Genomic DNA, 15398 nt, shown 5'->3' on the forward strand with positions numbered 1-15398 from the left:
GGTCCGGGGTCAGGCCGTCGTGCCTTCGCCGCGCACCGCTAGGTGCCGGGCCAGGACCTCCAGGGCCCGCGTCACCTCGGGCAGGCGCTCGGCGCCGGCCTCGCCCAGTGCCCGGGCGAGCGCCTCCTCGACCTTGGAGCTGCCGGCGGCCCGTACGGCGGCCACGCGCGCGGAGGCCGTGGGGGACTGGCGCACCAGGGTCCGGCGGCGGTCGGCGGGGTCGGGGGCCGTCTCGACCGATCCGGCCTCGCGCAGCCGGGCCACGGCGCCCGAGACCTGGCTCTGCGGCAGCCCCGTGCGCTGCGCCGTCTCGCCGACGGTGGTGTCCGGGTGCGCCGCGATGTCCCCGGCGACGATCACCACGGAGCGGGTGCCGCCCGCGTACTGCCCGGACCCGCCGGGGGGTTCGGGCAGGGCCTCCTCGCCGAGCTTCATCAGGGCGCGGCCCAGCAGGAACAGTTCGATTCCATCCACCGGTCCAAAATACATCAGCATCGATTCATCGAAATCGATCCATCACTCTTGATGTATCGAGATCGATGGAATACCTTGATGGCAGGGCGGTGGACGAGGGGTCCGGCGCCGGCGGTCCAACCAGCAGAAGGAGAGCAGTCATGCCCGGTCTCGCCGTTCCCGGTGCCACCCTCCACTACGAACTCCAGGGCTCCGGGCCGCTGTTGCTCATCTCGCAGAGCGGTGAGGGCGACGCGGACCGCACCATGGACCTGGTCCCGCACCTCACCGAGACCTTCACCGTCCTGACCTACGACCGCCGGGGCCTGTCCCGCAGCCGCCTGGAGCAGCCCGGCCGGACCACCTCGCTCGCCGAGCACGCCGATGACGTCCACCGGCTGCTGGCCGCGGTCACCGACGAGCCGGCCCTGATGCTGGGGTGCAGCCTCGGCGCCGTCATCGGACTGCACGTGGCCGCCGACCACCCGGGGCAGCTCTCCGCCCTCGTGGCCCACGAGCCGGTCGTCCCGCGCCTGCTGCCGGACGCCGCCGACCGGAAGCGGCACGAGGCGGAGCTCGTCGAACTCCAGCACACCTTCCGGGAGGAGGGGCTGCCGGCGGCCGTCCGCGAGGCCGCCCGGGTGCTCGGCATAGACACCAGCGGCAAGGACTCCGAGCCCGGGCTCACCCCGCAGCCGATGAGCGAGCAGCGCCGCGCCAATTTCGCCTACTTCATCGAGCACGACTTCGCGGCGATCCTCCAGGACACGCTCGACCCGGCCGCCGTGGCCGCGAGCACGACCCGCATCCTCCCGGCCGTCGGCGCCACCACACCGCCCACCGTCTTCGACGTCGCGTGCGCCCGCGCGCTGGCGGATCTGGTGGGTTCCGGGATACGGGTCTTCCCGGGCGGGCACAACGGCAACACCAGCCACCCCCGGGCCTACGCGGCGCGTCTGCGTGCTGTTCTGACGGGGCGCTGACCGCTCGCTGAGCGCCCGCTGACGGCCCCCCGACGCCCTGCTTGCGGCCTGGCCGGATCGCCCGGGACCACCTAGGCAGCGCCCATGCCCGTCGGTACGTTGGCCCGCATGGATCAAACGGCCGGTGCCTCCCGAACCAGTCTCGATCAACGTGCCCTCGCGGCCGCCGCCGTCACCGTCGTGATGTGGGCCTCCGCGTTCGTCTCCATCCGCGCCTCCGCGGAGCACTTCGGCCCCGGAGCACTCGCGCTGGGCCGGCTCCTCACGGCCTCGCTCGCGCTGGGCGCCGTACTGCTGGTCAAGCGGACACCGCTGCCGCCGCGTCAGGCATGGCCCGGGATCCTGGCTTCCGGAGTGCTGTGGTTCGGCCTGTACATGGTGGCGCTGAACTGGGGCGAGCAGGGGGTCGACGCCGGCACCGCCGCCATGGTGGTCAACATCGGGCCCATCGTCATCGCCCTGCTCAGCGGGTGGATGCTCAAGGAGGGCTTCCCGCCGATGCTGCTCGTCGGGATGGGCGTCTCCTTCGCGGGGGCGGTCGTCGTGGGGATGTCCACCTCCAAGGGCGGTACCTCGTCCCTCACCGGCGTACTGCTCTGCCTGGTGGCCGCACTCGCCTACGGCGCCGGAGTGGTTTCGCAGAAGCCCGCCCTGCAGTACGCGAACCCGCTCCAGGTGACCACCTACGGCTGCTTCGTCGGCACCGTCTGCACCCTGCCCTTCGCCGGCCAGCTCCTGCACCAACTCCCCGAGGCACCCCTGTCCGCCACCCTCAACATGGTCTACCTGGGCCTCTTCCCGACGGCCCTCGCCTTCACGACCTGGACGTACGCCCTCTCCAAGACCACCGCCGGGAAGATGGGCGCCACGACCTACGCGGTGCCGGCCGTGGTGATCGTCATCGCCTGGGCCCTGCTGGACGAGGTCCCGGGCTGGCTGACCCTGCTGGGCGGCGCGATCTGCCTCGCAGGCGTAGCCGTCTCCCGCCGAGGCCCCCGCCCCGCCCCCCGCCCGGCGGCAGCGGTGAAGTAGCCGGCTCGTCCGTTCAGCCCCGTTCGCGGAGGTAGGTGTCCAGGGCTGCGGCGCCTGTCAGGAGGGCGCGGGCGCGGGTGGACAGGCGGGTGTGCCAGGCGTGGAGGGCGGCCTCCAGGGGTTCCAGGCCGCCGGCCGCGCGGACCTGGGTGATCAGCGGGGCGATCTGCTCCAGCAGGTAGCCGCCCCGGCGGAGTTGGTGGGCGAGGTGGGCGTCGCGTACGGCGGCCGCGTCGTAGACCCGGTATCCGGTGCGGCGATCCCGCTGCGGGTGCACCAGCCCCGCCTTCTCCCACTTGCGCAGGGTCGCGGGCCGGACCCCGAGCTTCGCCGCCAGCGGACCGATGAACGTGCCGCCGGGCTCCGGGGGCGGGGCGGGGGCCAGGTCGCGGAGGGCGTTCTCCACCGCCTGGAGGGTCCGGCGGTCGTCGAGGAGCTGGGCGTGGCTCTCGTCGATGAGCCGGAAGGCCTCGTCGGCCGCACCCGTGTTCACCGCCCGCATGACCGCCGCCGCCGTCCGGTGGCCGTGGCCCGGCAGCAGGGCCAGGAACGCGCGCAGCGCGCCCGCGTGCAGCGGGGCGTAGGCGCGGTAGCCGCCGGCCGTGCGGGCGGCCGCCGGGAGGATGCCGGCCTCCTCGTAGTTCCTGACCGCCTGGGTGGACAAGCCGTGCGCCCGTGCCAGGTCGATCGGCCTCAGTCGTCCGGCGGTTTGAAGGTTCGAACCCATGGGAGCCGACAATAGCGGCCTGAGCGGCGGCCGAAGTTTCAACCGAAGGTTCAGCGATAGCGTTGAGGGCATGGCGAACCGCATCAAGGAAACCGTCCATCCCGTCGATTCCGCCGCACTCCTGCGGCTGCTTTCCCGCCGGCCCCGGATGCTCGCCCTGGGCGAGCCCACGCACCGGGAGGAGACTCTGCTGCACCTGCGCAACGAGCTCTTCCGGCAGCTCGTCGAGGAGGGCTACCGGACCATCGCGATCGAGAGCGACTGCCTGATGGGCCTGGTCGTCGACGAGTACGTGACCTCCGGCCGGGGCGTGCTCGACGAGGTCGTGGAGCGCGGCATCAGCCACGGCTGGGGCGCATCCGCCGCCAACCGCGAGCTGGTGCGCTGGATGCGCGCCCACAACGAAGGGCGGCCGGCCGCCGAACAGGTCCGCTTCGCGGGCTTCGACGGCCCGCTGGAGATCACCGGCGCCGCGAGCCCCCGTCAGGCCCTCACCGCGCTCCACCAGCATCTTGCCGCCCGGGTGGACACCGGCCTGCTGCCCTGTACGCGGGAGACCCTCGACCGGCTGCTCGGCACCGACGAGCAGTGGACCGAACCCGCCGCCATGACGGACCCGGCCCGGTCCGCGGGGCAGTCGGCCGAGGCGGGCCGACTGAGGCTGATCGCCGACGACTTGGCGGCCCTGCTTCAGGAGCAGGCGCCCCGGCTGATCGCGGCGGGCCCGCGGGAGGAGTGGGAGCGCGCCTGCCTGTACGCGCGGACGGCCACGGGCCTGCTGCGCTACCACCACTGGATGGCCGACGCTTCGCCCGCCCGGTTGGCCCGGCTGGTGGGGGTGCGGGACCAGATGATGGCCCGCAACCTGCTCGCCCTCGCCGAGCGGGGGCCGGTGTTCGTCCACGCCCACAACAGCCACCTCCAGCGGGAGCAGAGCTCGATGCGGATGGGCGGGCAGCTGCTGGAGTGGTGGGGCGCCGGTGCGCTGGTGGGCGCCCGCCTCGGTGCGGAGTACGCCTTCGTGGCCACGGCCCTCGGCACGATCCGGCACCAGGGAGTGGAGGAGCCGGCGCCGGACACCGTGGAGGGGCTCCTGTACGCCCTCCCGGAGGACCGGTGCCTCGTCGACACCCGGCGGCTGGCCGAGGTGCTCGGCGACGACCGGCCCGCGCCCCGCACATCGCCCTGGTTCGGCTACTTCCCGCTCGACCCGGACCGGCTGGAGGGCGGCGACGGGCTCGTGTTCGTGAAGGACATGCCTCCCGCGTAGCGTTCAGTCTTCGTCCGTTGCAACGGTTGCGTGGTGTTCGTTGCGTTGAATTCAGGGGTGTTGCAACGATTGCAGGGCTCTGACCTGCGGTGATGATGGGGTGGCGCAATGGGTGTGTTGCTCGGGGTGTGAACGCGACGTAGCGTTCAGGTCATCGGAAACGCCGAGTGACGCAAGACCCGAAGGAAGAGAAGCCATGCAGAAGTTCGCCACCGCCGCCGCCATCGCCGCCGTCCTGGACGTCCCGGCCGGGAACATCCGCTTCATCGCCGCCGACCGTGCGGACACCACGGTCGAGGTCCTGCCGGTGAACGCGTCCAAGAGCCGTGACGTGAAGGCCGCGCAGGAGACGGCCGTCGAGTTCCAGGGTGGTGTGCTGCGGATCAGCGCGCCGAAGAAGAGCCAGGTGTTCGGGGCTTCGGGTGCGGTGGAGGTGACGGTGCAGCTTCCGGCGGGGTCGAGTGTCGAGGCGACGACCGCGTCGGCCGAGTTCCGGGGTGTGGGCCGGCTGGGTGAGGTGTCGCTGGAGAGCGCGCACGGCACCGTCAAGCTGGACGAGGCGGCCGGGGTGCGGCTGGTCCTGGCCGCGGGTGACGTGGCGGTGGGCCGGCTGGGCGGTTCGGCCGACATCCGCACGCAGAAGGGCGACCTGACGATCGCCGAGGCGACCGGCGGGACGGTGACCCTGCGGACCGAGCACGGCGACATCAGCGTCGGTGCCGCCCGCGGCGTCTCCGCCTCGCTCGACGCCGGGACCTCCTACGGACGCATCAGCAACGCCCTGCAGAACAGCGGAGAGGGTGCCGTGCTGACCATCCACGCCACCACCTCCTACGGCAACATCACCGCCCTCACCGCCTGACACCGGCGTCGTGACCGCCCAGACAGCCCAGACGGCCCAGACCGCCGTCGACGACGCGGAGCGGATCCTCCTCCCCGTCGTCGACGGCTCGGCGACCCACCCCGAATGGGCCGAACGGAAGGCGCGGGGTTGACGGTCCGTCAAAGGACATAGGTCGCCTCGTTGCGGCCGAGCAGGTACCCGAGCTGGAGCCGGTTCAAGGCTCCGAGATCCTGTTTGATGGCCGCGATGTGCGCCTGGAGTGAGCGCTCGCTGATCCCTATGCGGCGAGCGATGGCCTTGTCGGAGTAGCCCTCCACGAGCAGCCTGCTGATGGACTCCCGGATCGCCGGGACCACCTCGTCCGCCGCCTTGGCCGCGTGCAGCGGGACGAAGGGAAAGGGTTTCGCCCGGTCCCAGGCCTTGTCGAACGTATCTCTGAGAAATCGTACGATGGTCGGTTCGGTAATGGAGATCGCCGTGGTACGGTCCTCGTTCGCCGAAATGAAGGCGACATCGTCCACAATGATCAGACGGTCGAAGAATTCTTCCAGCGTCCGTACTTGAGCGCCGTATTCCGTGACGGCGCGGACGTATTCCTTCGTCGCCTCGTCGAATCTCGTCGTGTGCTGATACAGCGTCCGCATGGCGATCCCCGCCGAGATCTGCCGCCGTACGGATTCCAGGGCGTCCTTCAGCACCGCGCTCGGGCGCGCCCCGTCGGGCTGCGCGGTGAGGATGTCCCGCCGGACCGACGCGAGGGCGTCGTTGATCGCCGTCGAGATGCTGCCCAGGCCGTGCAGGTACCGGACGCCGGGCCCTACCACCTCCTCGCCGCAGGGCTCCAGGGCCGTCGGCGGTGCGGCGTGCGCCGCCGCCTGCTGCGCCGCTTCCTCCGCCAGCAGGCCGAGGTGCGTTGCGAGTTCCCGCAAGAACGCCTGCGGTTCCCCCGCCGCAGCCGCGTACAGCTCCTCAGGTGCACCGCTTTGTGCGGTTTTGACGTATTTGACTACGTCCACTTGCCACCCCTGTCTGTCCGGTATGCAGGTATTTGCGGCGGTTGAGACCCCGTGGGTTCCCGCAATGCGGAAACCGGAGCCATCGTAGGTCTACCTGGTCTCGAGTCGGCAGGGGAGATTTGGTCTCACCGCAGGAACGAACACCGAGAAGGCGCACCGGAGATCAGCACCGCCGGAAACCGCCTCGGTTTGGCGTTCCTGGAATGGCCAAAGGCGAAACGACTTGAGGGGACTGGGAAAAATGGGGAAGAACCACATGGTGACTCGTCCGGCCGGCCGCGTTTCGGGAATCCGCGGCCGCGTCGTACTCGCGACCGCGGGCATCGCCCTCGGCCTGGGTACGACGGTCGCCGGCCTCGCCACCCAGGGTGCCTTCTCCGCCGACTCCGGCAGCCACCTGCGCCTCGGCGACGTCGGCTGGAACAACGCGAACCCGCACGTCGTGGCCGGTGACGCCGGTGACGTCGGCTGGAACAACCCGCAGCCGGCCACCACCCCCGCGCCGACGCCCTCCTCCTCCGACGACGTTGGCTGGAACTGACCCACCCCCGGAGCCCCGTACTGCACTGCCTCACCTCCCGCCACTGACCGACCGGCAAAGGAATGGCTGATCCTCGTGGTTGCCTCCCCCTGGTTCCTGACCTCCGAGACCGTCGCGGTGCCCGGCCCCGCCGCCCGCGTCTTCTGCTTCCCGCACGCCGGCGGCAACCCCCGGACCTTCCTCGGCTGGCAGCCCGCGATGCGGGACGACGCACAGGTTCTCGCCGTGTGCCCGCCCGGCCGGGGCCACCGCTTCCGCGAACCCGCCCCCGGCTCCCTCGCCGAACTCGCCGACGGCTCCGCCGCCGCCATCGCCCTCGCCGCCACCACCGACGACCGGCCGTTCCTCCTCTTCGGCCACAGCTTCGGCGCCGCCCTCGCCTTCGAGGTGGCCCGCCGCCTCGACGGCGTACGCGGCTTCGCCGGGCTCGTCGTCTCCGGCTGCAGCGCCCCCTCCCTGCTGCCCACCCCCCGTGTGGTCGAGGCGGCCCGGCTGGAGGGCCCCGCCTTCACCGAGGCCGTCGGATTCTTCGGCGGGCTGCCCCCCGAGGTGCTGGAGGACGAGGCCGTGCAAGAGCTCCTCCTGCCGCACCTCAAGGCCGACTTCCGCATGGTCGCCGGCTACCGCTACCGCCCCGGCGCCCCCCTCGCCGTCCCCGTCACCCTGCTCAACGGCACCGACGACCCGCACGTCGGCACCACCGCCCTCGACGCCTGGTCCCGCGAGTGCGCCGCGCCGCCCGACCGGCACTGGACCGACGGCGGCCACTTCTACTTCGAGGACCGGCCCGACGCCGTCACCTCCGTCCTGCGCCCGCTGGCCCGCGCGGCGGCGACGGCCCGGGCAACCCGCCCCGACGCTGAGTACGTTGAGCTGATCTAGCCCGTACGAGGCCCTGCGAGGAATCCCATGCACCCCACCACCAGCCCGAGCACCGACCCCGCCGCCCGGCTCCGCCGCGCCGTCGCCTTCCGCGCACTGCACGAAGGGCCCGGCCCCTTCGTCGTCCCGAACCCCTGGGACGCGGGAACCGCGCGCATCCTGGCCTCCTTCGGCTTCGCCGCCCTCGCCACCACCGGCGCCGGCCTCGCGCACAGCCTCGGCCGCCCCGACGGGGCCAACCGGGTCAGCCGCGCGGAGATCCTCGCCAACGCCACCGCGATCGTCGACGCCACCGGACTGCCCGTCACCGCCGACCTGGAGAGCGGCTTCGGCGAGCGCCCCGAGGACGTCGCCGAGACCATCCGCCTCGCCGCCGCGGCCGGCCTGGTCGGCGGCTCCGTCGAGGACTCCACCGGCCGCGACGAGGACCCCGTACGGCCCCTCGAAGAGGCCGTCGAGCGGGTCGCCGCCGCCGTGGAGGCGGCAAAGGGGCTGGACTTCCCCTTCACCGTCACCGCCCGCGCCGAGAACTTCTTCCAGGGCCGGCCCGACCTCGACGACACCGTCCGCCGCCTCCAGGCGTACGAGGCCGCCGGCGCCGACGTGCTCTACGCCCCCGCGCTCCCGGACGCCGACGCGATCCGCACCGTCTGCGCCGCCGTCGAACGGCCCGTCAACGTCCTGATGACCGCCGCCCTGAAGCTGTCCGTCGCCGACCTCGGCGCCCTCGGGGTACGCCGCGTCAGCACCGGCTCAGCGCTCTCCCGCGCCGCCCTCGGCGCCCTCACCCGCGCCGCCCGCGAGATCACCGGGACGGGCACCTTCGGCTTCGTCGCGGACGCCCTCCCGTACGACGAGGCCAACGCCCTGCTGGCCACCGCCCCCGCCCCGTCCGCCGACCCAGAGAGCGATCCGGCACCGTGAGCCTTCCGTACGCGTCACCCGCCCCCGCCTCCGCCTCCGCACCGGCCGGGGCCCCCGCCGTCCACCTGTCCGCGCCCCGCTACGTGCTCGGCGAGGCCCCGGCCGACCACACCACCGTCGAAGGCCTGCTGGAACGCGCCCGCGGCTTCGGGATGCCGCCCCGCGCCGACCTGTGGGGCTGGGGCACCGTCCACCGCACCGACAAGACCCTGGAGACCCTCGCCGCCGAGACCGCCGCCGCCACCCTCGACGGCGCGGGGATCTCCCCGGGCCAGGTGGACTGCCTCATCCTGTGCTCCACCCGCTTCCCCGGCGGCCCGCGCACCCACGGCGCGTTCGTCGAGAACGTCATGGCCGCCACCGGCCTCGGCGCCGCCGCCTTCACCGGCCTCACCCTCGGCCGCTGCGCCAACCTCCTCGCCGGCATCCGCACCGGCCAGGCGTACGTGGCCTCCGGCATGCACCGCCGGGTCATGGTCATCACCGCCGACCGGGTCACCGACGAGGCCGTCCGCATGGAGAACTTCGCCCTCTTCACCGACGGCGCCGCCTCCTGCCTGATCAGCGCCGAACCCCTCGGCGAGGACGCGTACGAGATCGTCGCCGGGGCCGGCGCCCAGGACCCCGCCGGACTCGACTGGTCCAACGAGATCAGCTCCGACCTCGCCCGCGAGGTCAACGAGCGGATCCTCCACGAGGCCGGCATGAAGATCGGCGACATCCACGGAGTGCTCCACGCCAACCTCTACAAGCCCCTGGTCGTCCTCAAGGAACGCCAGGCCGGCTTCACCCGCGAGCAGCTCTTCCTCGACAACATCCCGCGCGTCGGCCACTGCTTCGCCGCCGACCCGCTCGTCAACCTCGTCGACCGCGACGCCGCCGGAGCCCTCAAGCCCCACGGGCACTACCTGCTCGCGTCGAGCGTCCCGGGCGTGCGGATCGGCGTCCTGCTGCGCAAGCTCCCGCACCCCACCGCCCCGGAATCCGCCCCGGACACCGCACCCGACGCCGCACGGCTGGGGGACCACTGACATGACCGCGCCCATCACCCCCGACGAGGAGACCTCCCTCGACATGGCGCGGAGCTCCTACGCCCCCGCCTTCACCCTCCCCGACCTGACGACCTCGCTCCCGGCCGGCCCCGTCGAGGCCTCGGCGGCCGGCATCGACGAAGCCGCCCGGATCACCGCCGCGCCGCCCGCCGACCTGTTCCGCCGGCTGGTCCGCGACCAGGAGAGCGAGGCCGTGCTGCTCGCCGCCCGCCGAGTGCTCACGGCCTTCCTGACCCCCGACGCCGATGCCGACACCTACACCGGACCGGAAGAGGACGCCGACGCCGACGCCGTCGCCGCCGAGGTGCTCGCCGCCCGCGACGGGCTCGCAGCCCTCCTCGCCCCCCTGCGCACCCACCCCGACCCGGAGGTGCGCGGCGCCGTCCTGCGCCAGCGCGCCCCCCTCGCGCTCACCGGCGACTGCTGGCTCGACACCCTCTCCCAGGCCGCCACCCAGCCCGCCGAGATCGTCGGCCGCCTCTTCGGCCACCACTGGCGGCTCCAGGGCGAGGGCACCGCTGAGGCCGGACTGCCCGCCCGCCGCCGCCGGGCCCTGGTCGCGCAGGGCGTCTTCCTCCCCGGCGTGGAGGCCGCCGCCTTCCTCGACGACGCCGGGGCCCTGCCGCTGACCGCCCTGCACGGCGCCTTCCGGCTCGCCCTGTCCCGGCTGCCCGCCTCCTTCCTCCCCGAGGTCGTCGGCGTCCACTACGCCGCCCACGCCCTCGGCCTCGACGAACTCCTGCTCGGCGGCGAGCCGCTGCTCGCCGAGAGCGACGTACGCCCCCTGCTCGCCGCCTACCTCTCCTACACCCGGCAGTCCCCGACCGGCCCCGAGGACCGGCGCCGCGCACTGGCCGCCGTACGCCTCCTCGTACGCCTGGAACGCGAGCACACCGCCGCCCTCGCCGAACTCGCCGCCTGGCACGACGGGCTGTCCCTCGACGCCGAGGTCGCGCGGATCGTCGAACGGCACGCCCCGCACGCCGGACGCCAGCACCGGGCGGTGCGCCTGGGCACCCGCAAGCTCACCGACTGGCTGGACGACGGGCAGCTCGACGCCGCCGCCTTCGTCCGCGAGTTCCGCACCGCCCGGCAGCTGAGGCCCGCACGCGACGGCGGCCCCTGCCGCTTCCTGAAGTCCATCAAGTTCGGCGGCCCCATGTTCGGCATCTTCGACGAGCGGGAAGCCGCCGTCCTCGCCGCCTGGGCGCGGTCCGTCGCCGCCGGGGAACCCGCGGGCGCCGACCTGGTCCCCACCACCGCCGGACAGGACGCCGCCCGCGCCTGGAGCGGACGCCTCGCCGCCGCCGAACCCGCCGGCCTCCTCGTACGCGACCCGGACGAGCCCGGCGGCCCCGCCGACACCCGCGACCACCGCCGCTTCTTCCACCGGCTCGTCAACTTCGAGCGCCACCCCGGCGTCCTCCCGGCCGCCCGCGCCCGCGCCGAAGCCGGACTCGCCGAGGCCGAGCTGCTCTTCGAGCACGGCGCCGCCGGGCTGCTCACCGACGCGTCCTGGTTCCCGTACACGCCCGAGGCCCTGCTGGAGCGGGTCGAGCGGATCTACTGGGACAAGCTCGTGGACCCGTACGAACCGCTCACCGAGATCCCCTCGCGCGACGAGGTCGTCTTCGAGCAGTCCACGTACGCCCTCGGCAGCCTCATCGACGGCGCCTGGGCGCACCGCGTCGGCAACCTCGGACGGCGCGGCCGGCGCAGCGACGACATGCTCTTCTCCATCTACGCCGACGAGATGGGCCGCGGCGACATGGACAAGAACCACATCACGATCATCCACAAGGTCCTCGCCAGCATGGACATGGACCTGCCGCACATCCGGCAGGAGGCCTTCCTGCACCAGGGCGACCTGCCCGACCACCTGTACGGCTTCTCCATCCACCAGCTGTGCCTGTCGCTGTTCCCCGACAGCCTCTACAACGAGATCCTCGGCTACAACCTGGGCATCGAGATGTTCGGCCTCGGCGCGATGCGGCTGCACGAGATCCAGAAACTGCGCAGGCACGGCCTCGACGTCTCCTACGAAGAGGCCCACCTGTCCATCGACAACTTCTCGGCGGGCCACGCCCGCCAGTCCGCCGACATCGTCGTCGCCTACCTCGACGACGTCCGGCACCTGTCCGGAGAGGAGGCCGTCCAGCGCGAATGGCGCCGGATCTGGCGCGGCTACGCCTCCTTCGCCTTCTTCATCGAGCACGCCCTGGTGAAGACGGTCCGCGCCGAGGCGGCCGCCGCCGCCGCGGCCGCCGCCACCCCCGCCGACCTGGTCATCTGAGGAGCGAGGCGATGGAAATGACGACGAGCTTCGACCCCGAGGTCCTGGCCCTGCCCTTCTACGAGGACTGCCACCGCCGGCTCGCCGCCGAGGCCGGCGCCTGGTGCGACAGCAACCGGGTGCTGTGGGAGGAGATCCGCGCCCTCGACCCCGACGCCGCCGGCCGGCGCCTCGTACGCGTCCTCGGCGCGGCGGGCTGGCTGAGCGAACTCGACCCGCGCGGCGCCCCCGTGGACGACTTCCGCGCGGTGTGCCTGCGCCGCGAGGCGCTCGCGTACACCGAGGACCTGGCCGACTTCGCCTTCTCCATCCAGGCGCTGGCCGCGACTCCGCTGCTGCGCTTCGGCAGGGAAGCGCAGCGCCGCCGCTACCTGCCCGGCATGGCCGCCGGAACCCTGATCGGGGCCCTCGCCGTGTCCGACCGGGAGGCCGGGGCGGACGTGGCCTCGGTCGGGCTGGAGGCGGTGCGCGACGCGGACGGGGACGGCTCGTACGTGCTGAACGGCCGCAAGGCGTGGATCGCCAACGGGACCATCGCCGACGTGTTCGTGGTCATCGCCCGGACCGGCCAGGGCCCGGGTCCACTGGGCCTGTCCGCCTTCCTGGTGCCGGCCGGCACCCCCGGGCTGCGGGCCGAGCGGATCGACGCGATCGCCCCGCGCTCCTTCGCCCACCTGTCCTTCGAGGACTGCCGGCTGCCGGCCGACGCGGTGCTGGGGCGGCCCGGGAAGGGGTTCGTGGTCGCGGTCGACCTGCTGGAGCGGTTCCGCACCACGGTGGGGGCGGCCGCCCTCGGCTTCGCCCGGCGGGCCTTCGACACCGCGCTCGCGCACGTGCTGGCGCGGGAGGCGTACGGGGCCACGCTCTTCGACCTCCAGCTGGTCAAGGCCTCCCTCGCCGACATGGAGGTCCAGCTGAACGCGGCCGCCCTGCTGGTGGCGCGCGCCGCCTGGGAGACGGACCGGGGCAGCCGCCGGTTCGCCCGGCACTCCAACATCGCCAAGGTCCACGCCACCGAGGCCGCCCAGGGAGTGGTGGACACCGCCGTGCAACTCCTGGGCGCCGCGGGCATCGTGGAGGGCTCGGTCACCGAGCGCCTGTACCGGCAGATCCGCTCGCTGCGGATCTACGAGGGCACCTCCGAGGTGCTGAGGATGGCCATCGCGGGGTCCCTGGACATGCGCAGGGCGGCCCGAGTGGCCGCCTGACACCGACTTACCCGTACCACCGTTCGACAGGGAGTTCTCCAGTGAGCAGCAGCACCACCACCGTCAGCGGTCCCGTCGAGGCCGTGCGCCTCGCCGACCCGTACCCCTACTACGCGCGGCTCGTGGCGGAGCGGCCCTTCGCCCGGGACGAGGGGCTCGGGGTCTGGGTCGCCGCCGACGCGGCCGCGGTGCGCGCCGTGCTGGGCAGCGGCGCGCTGCGGGTGCGGCCCGTGGCGGAGCCGGTCCCGGCCGGGATCGCGGGGACGGCCGCCGGGGAGGTGTTCGGCGAGCTGGTGCGGATGACGGACGGTGCCCGGGCGGCCCGGCTGAAGCAGGTCGTGGCCGGCGCGCTGGCCCGCGCGGACACCGCGTACGCGGCCTCGCTGGCGGCCCGGCTCACCCGCGAGGTGCTGGCGGAGGGCGGCCAAGCCCCGTACGAGGAGGTGATGTTCGGGGTTCCGGCGCGGGTGGTGGCGGCCCTCTGCGGCCTCACCGAGGGGGCCGGCCGGGAGGCGGCCCGCGCGATCGGCGACTTCGTCCAGTGCATTCCCGCTGCCGCTACGGAGGACCAGTACGGGGCGGCTTCGGCCGCCGCCACGCGCCTCCGCGCCCTCCTGGGCCCGGCCCTGACCGAAGCCCAGGCGACCCCGCTCGGGACCCCGGCCCCGCCCGGGCCCGGGACGGCCCCCGGGCCCGGGGCCGCGCCCGAACCGGGCGCGGCGCAAGCGCTCGGTATGGCGCCTGCGTCCGGGACGGCGACCGCGCCCGGGTCCGCGCCCGGCACGGCGTCGGCGTTCGGGTCCGGGGCGGCCGCCGAGGGTGTGGCCCCGTACTCCGCCCGGCCGGGGCAAGGCCTGCTGAGAAAAGCTCGTCGCCGCCGCCGGGCGGGACGGGTGGGCGCACCCGGGGCCGTTGTTGTCCAACGCCATCGGGTTTCTCTCCCCGACCTACGACGCCACCGCCGGGCTGATAGGGTCCCCTCTCGCCCTCGCCCGGGCGCCGACGGCGCCGACGCCGATGTCGACGCCATGGTGCGCGAGGTGGTCCGGTACGACGCCCCCATCCAGAACACCCGCCGCTTCGCCGCCGAACCCTTCACCCACGCCGGCTCCACCGTGGAGCCCGGCCAGCAGGTCCTCGTCCTCCTCGCCGCCGCGAACCGCGACCCCGCCGTCAACCCGGACCCGCACACGCTGTCCCCCGGGCGGGTGAATCCGGCCGTCTTCACGTTTGGGGCGGCGGCCCACCGCTGCCCGGGCGCGGAGCTCGCCACGGCCCTCGCCGGCGCCGTCGTCACCGAACTGCGCGCGGCAGGCTTGGGCACCACCGCGACCCCCGCCTACCGCCCGCTGGCGAACGCCCGGATCCCGCTGCTCTAGCGCGCGGGCCGTCCCCGACGGAAGCCGACGCAGCCCCCGCAACCGCGTTCAGGCCGGGGGTCGGTCACTCCTATGCCTTCAGACAGGACAAACCGGATCATGTCGGACAGCCTTCACCTCTGGATGCGTCACGAGGCCCGCCCCACCGAGCGCCGGGCCCCCCTCACCCCCGAGGACGCCGCCCGCCTCGTCGCGGCCGGCGTCCGCGTCACCGTCGAGGAGTCGGACCGCCGCGCCTTCCCCCTCACCGCCTACACCGCCGCCGGCTGCGCCACCGCCCCCACCGCCTCCTGGCACGAGCAGGCCCCCGACGACGCGTACGTCCTCGGCCTCAAGGAACTCCCCGCCGGCCCCGACGCCCCCGCCCTGCGCCACCGGCACATCTACTTCGGCCACGCCTACAAGGGCCAGGCCGGCGCCCGCGAGCTGCTCGCCCGCTTCACCACCGGCGGCGGAGCCCTGCTCGACATGGAGTACCTCACCGACGAAGCAGGCCGCCGCGTCGCCGCGTTCGGCTACTGGGCCGGCTACGTCGGCGCCGCCCTCGCCGTCCTGCACCACCGCGGCGCCCTCGCCGCCCCCCTGCTCCCCACCGACCGCCCCGCCCTGGACGCCCTCCTCGCGTCCGGAGCCGACCCCGCCGACCCCACCACCGCCCTCGTCATCGGCGCCCTCGGCCGCTGCGGCCGCGGCGCCTGCGACGCCCTCGTCCAGGCGGGCCTGGAACCCACCCGCTGGGACCTCGCCGAGACCCGCGACATCCCCCGCCCCGCCCTCCTCGCCCACGACCTGCT

Annotated in this window: 15 protein-coding genes and 1 pseudogene; 13 read left to right on the forward strand and 3 right to left on the reverse strand. The window is 73.7% G+C overall.

Features of this window, described 5'->3' with window-relative positions:
- Positions 1 to 9 precede the first annotated feature (9 nt).
- The gene (locus SSNG_RS36610; RefSeq protein WP_206731448.1) at positions 10 to 435 is read right to left on the reverse strand and encodes a MarR family transcriptional regulator; all 426 of its coding nucleotides are present in this window, start codon (positions 433 to 435) and stop codon (positions 10 to 12) included.
- A 179-nt stretch (positions 436 to 614) separates the two neighbouring features.
- Here SSNG_RS36610 and SSNG_RS36615 point away from each other — a divergent pair, with 179 nt between their 5' ends.
- Positions 615 to 1436 carry an alpha/beta hydrolase gene (locus SSNG_RS36615; protein ID WP_128637673.1) on the forward strand — a complete coding sequence of 274 codons (822 nt, stop codon included), beginning with the start codon at positions 615 to 617 and terminating at the stop codon, positions 1434 to 1436.
- 108 nt (positions 1437 to 1544) lie between these two features.
- On the forward strand, positions 1545 to 2468 hold the full coding sequence (locus SSNG_RS36620; protein WP_050780113.1) for a DMT family transporter: 924 nt from the start codon (positions 1545 to 1547) through the stop codon (positions 2466 to 2468).
- Between the two features lie 13 nt (positions 2469 to 2481).
- Here SSNG_RS36620 and SSNG_RS36625 read toward each other — a convergent pair whose 3' ends face one another.
- Complete coding sequence (locus SSNG_RS36625) at positions 2482 to 3195, reverse strand: TioE family transcriptional regulator (protein WP_007269043.1); 714 nt, start codon at positions 3193 to 3195, stop codon at positions 2482 to 2484.
- A 70-nt stretch (positions 3196 to 3265) separates the two neighbouring features.
- On the opposite strand from SSNG_RS36625, the gene SSNG_RS36630 reads away from it, so the two are divergent.
- From SSNG_RS36630 to SSNG_RS45110, 3 genes are all read left to right on the forward strand, one after another.
- Positions 3266 to 4465 (forward strand): erythromycin esterase family protein, encoded by a 1200-nt coding sequence (locus SSNG_RS36630; protein WP_042804867.1) that lies wholly within the window; start codon positions 3266 to 3268, stop codon positions 4463 to 4465.
- Between the two features lie 196 nt (positions 4466 to 4661).
- Positions 4662 to 5327: a DUF4097 family beta strand repeat-containing protein gene (locus SSNG_RS36635; protein WP_007269045.1), complete on the forward strand. Its 666-nt coding sequence runs from the start codon at positions 4662 to 4664 to the stop codon at positions 5325 to 5327.
- A 10-nt stretch (positions 5328 to 5337) separates the two neighbouring features.
- A complete protein-coding gene (locus tag SSNG_RS45110; RefSeq protein WP_277752188.1) occupies positions 5338 to 5460 on the forward strand; it encodes a hypothetical protein in 123 nt (40 codons plus the stop codon).
- Positions 5461 to 5467: 7 nt separating this feature from the next.
- Here the strand turns inward: SSNG_RS45110 and SSNG_RS36640 are convergent, their stop codons facing one another.
- A complete protein-coding gene (locus SSNG_RS36640; protein WP_007269046.1) occupies positions 5468 to 6325 on the reverse strand; it encodes a helix-turn-helix transcriptional regulator in 858 nt (285 codons plus the stop codon).
- Positions 6326 to 6581: 256 nt separating this feature from the next.
- On the opposite strand from SSNG_RS36640, the gene SSNG_RS36645 reads away from it, so the two are divergent.
- From SSNG_RS36645 to SSNG_RS36685, 8 genes and pseudogenes are all read left to right on the forward strand, one after another.
- On the forward strand, positions 6582 to 6866 hold the full coding sequence (locus tag SSNG_RS36645) for a hypothetical protein (RefSeq protein ID WP_125815241.1): 285 nt from the start codon (positions 6582 to 6584) through the stop codon (positions 6864 to 6866).
- Positions 6867 to 6941: 75 nt separating this feature from the next.
- Positions 6942 to 7748, forward strand: a complete 807-nt coding sequence (locus SSNG_RS36650; protein WP_241695343.1) for an alpha/beta fold hydrolase — start codon at positions 6942 to 6944, stop codon at positions 7746 to 7748.
- Positions 7749 to 7775: 27 nt separating this feature from the next.
- Positions 7776 to 8672, forward strand: coding sequence for an isocitrate lyase/phosphoenolpyruvate mutase family protein (locus tag SSNG_RS36655; protein ID WP_050780099.1), 897 nt, complete (start codon positions 7776 to 7778; stop codon positions 8670 to 8672).
- Positions 8669 to 9703 carry a hypothetical protein gene (locus SSNG_RS36660; protein WP_007269050.1) on the forward strand — a complete coding sequence of 345 codons (1035 nt, stop codon included), beginning with the start codon at positions 8669 to 8671 and terminating at the stop codon, positions 9701 to 9703. Before SSNG_RS36655 ends, SSNG_RS36660 begins: the two co-directional genes overlap by 4 nt.
- 1 nt (position 9704) lies before the next feature.
- Complete coding sequence (locus SSNG_RS36665) at positions 9705 to 12017, forward strand: iron-containing redox enzyme family protein (protein ID WP_241695344.1); 2313 nt, start codon at positions 9705 to 9707, stop codon at positions 12015 to 12017.
- 11 nt (positions 12018 to 12028) lie between these two features.
- Positions 12029 to 13225 (forward strand): acyl-CoA dehydrogenase family protein, encoded by a 1197-nt coding sequence (locus tag SSNG_RS36670; RefSeq protein WP_042804868.1) that lies wholly within the window; start codon positions 12029 to 12031, stop codon positions 13223 to 13225.
- Between the two features lie 41 nt (positions 13226 to 13266).
- Positions 13267 to 14604, forward strand: coding sequence for a cytochrome P450 (locus SSNG_RS43160; protein WP_007269053.1), 1338 nt, complete (start codon positions 13267 to 13269; stop codon positions 14602 to 14604).
- Between the two features lie 99 nt (positions 14605 to 14703).
- Positions 14704 to 15398, forward strand: a pseudogene (locus SSNG_RS36685) (saccharopine dehydrogenase); the annotation flags it as partial.

This window comes from Streptomyces sp. C (assembly GCF_000158895.1).
In the GTDB taxonomy this organism is placed as follows: domain Bacteria; phylum Actinomycetota; class Actinomycetes; order Streptomycetales; family Streptomycetaceae; genus Streptomyces; species Streptomyces racemochromogenes.

Bases quoted from the DNA above. Each gene is read 5' to 3' on its own strand.
- SSNG_RS36615 (WP_128637673.1), top strand. From the start codon at position 615: ATGCCCGGTCTCGCCGTTCCCGGTGCCACCCTCCACTACGAACTCCAG.
- SSNG_RS36610 (WP_206731448.1), bottom strand. From the start codon at position 435: ATGAAGCTCGGCGAGGAGGCCCTGCCCGAACCCCCCGGCGGGTCCGGG.
- SSNG_RS36655 (WP_050780099.1), top strand. From the start codon at position 7,776: ATGCACCCCACCACCAGCCCGAGCACCGACCCCGCCGCCCGGCTCCGC.
- SSNG_RS36620 (WP_050780113.1), top strand. From the start codon at position 1,545: ATGGATCAAACGGCCGGTGCCTCCCGAACCAGTCTCGATCAACGTGCC.
- SSNG_RS36645 (WP_125815241.1), top strand. From the start codon at position 6,582: ATGGTGACTCGTCCGGCCGGCCGCGTTTCGGGAATCCGCGGCCGCGTC.
- SSNG_RS36635 (WP_007269045.1), top strand. From the start codon at position 4,662: ATGCAGAAGTTCGCCACCGCCGCCGCCATCGCCGCCGTCCTGGACGTC.
- SSNG_RS36625 (WP_007269043.1), bottom strand. From the start codon at position 3,195: ATGGGTTCGAACCTTCAAACCGCCGGACGACTGAGGCCGATCGACCTG.
- SSNG_RS36630 (WP_042804867.1), top strand. From the start codon at position 3,266: ATGGCGAACCGCATCAAGGAAACCGTCCATCCCGTCGATTCCGCCGCA.
- SSNG_RS36670 (WP_042804868.1), top strand. From the start codon at position 12,029: ATGGAAATGACGACGAGCTTCGACCCCGAGGTCCTGGCCCTGCCCTTC.
- SSNG_RS36665 (WP_241695344.1), top strand. From the start codon at position 9,705: ATGACCGCGCCCATCACCCCCGACGAGGAGACCTCCCTCGACATGGCG.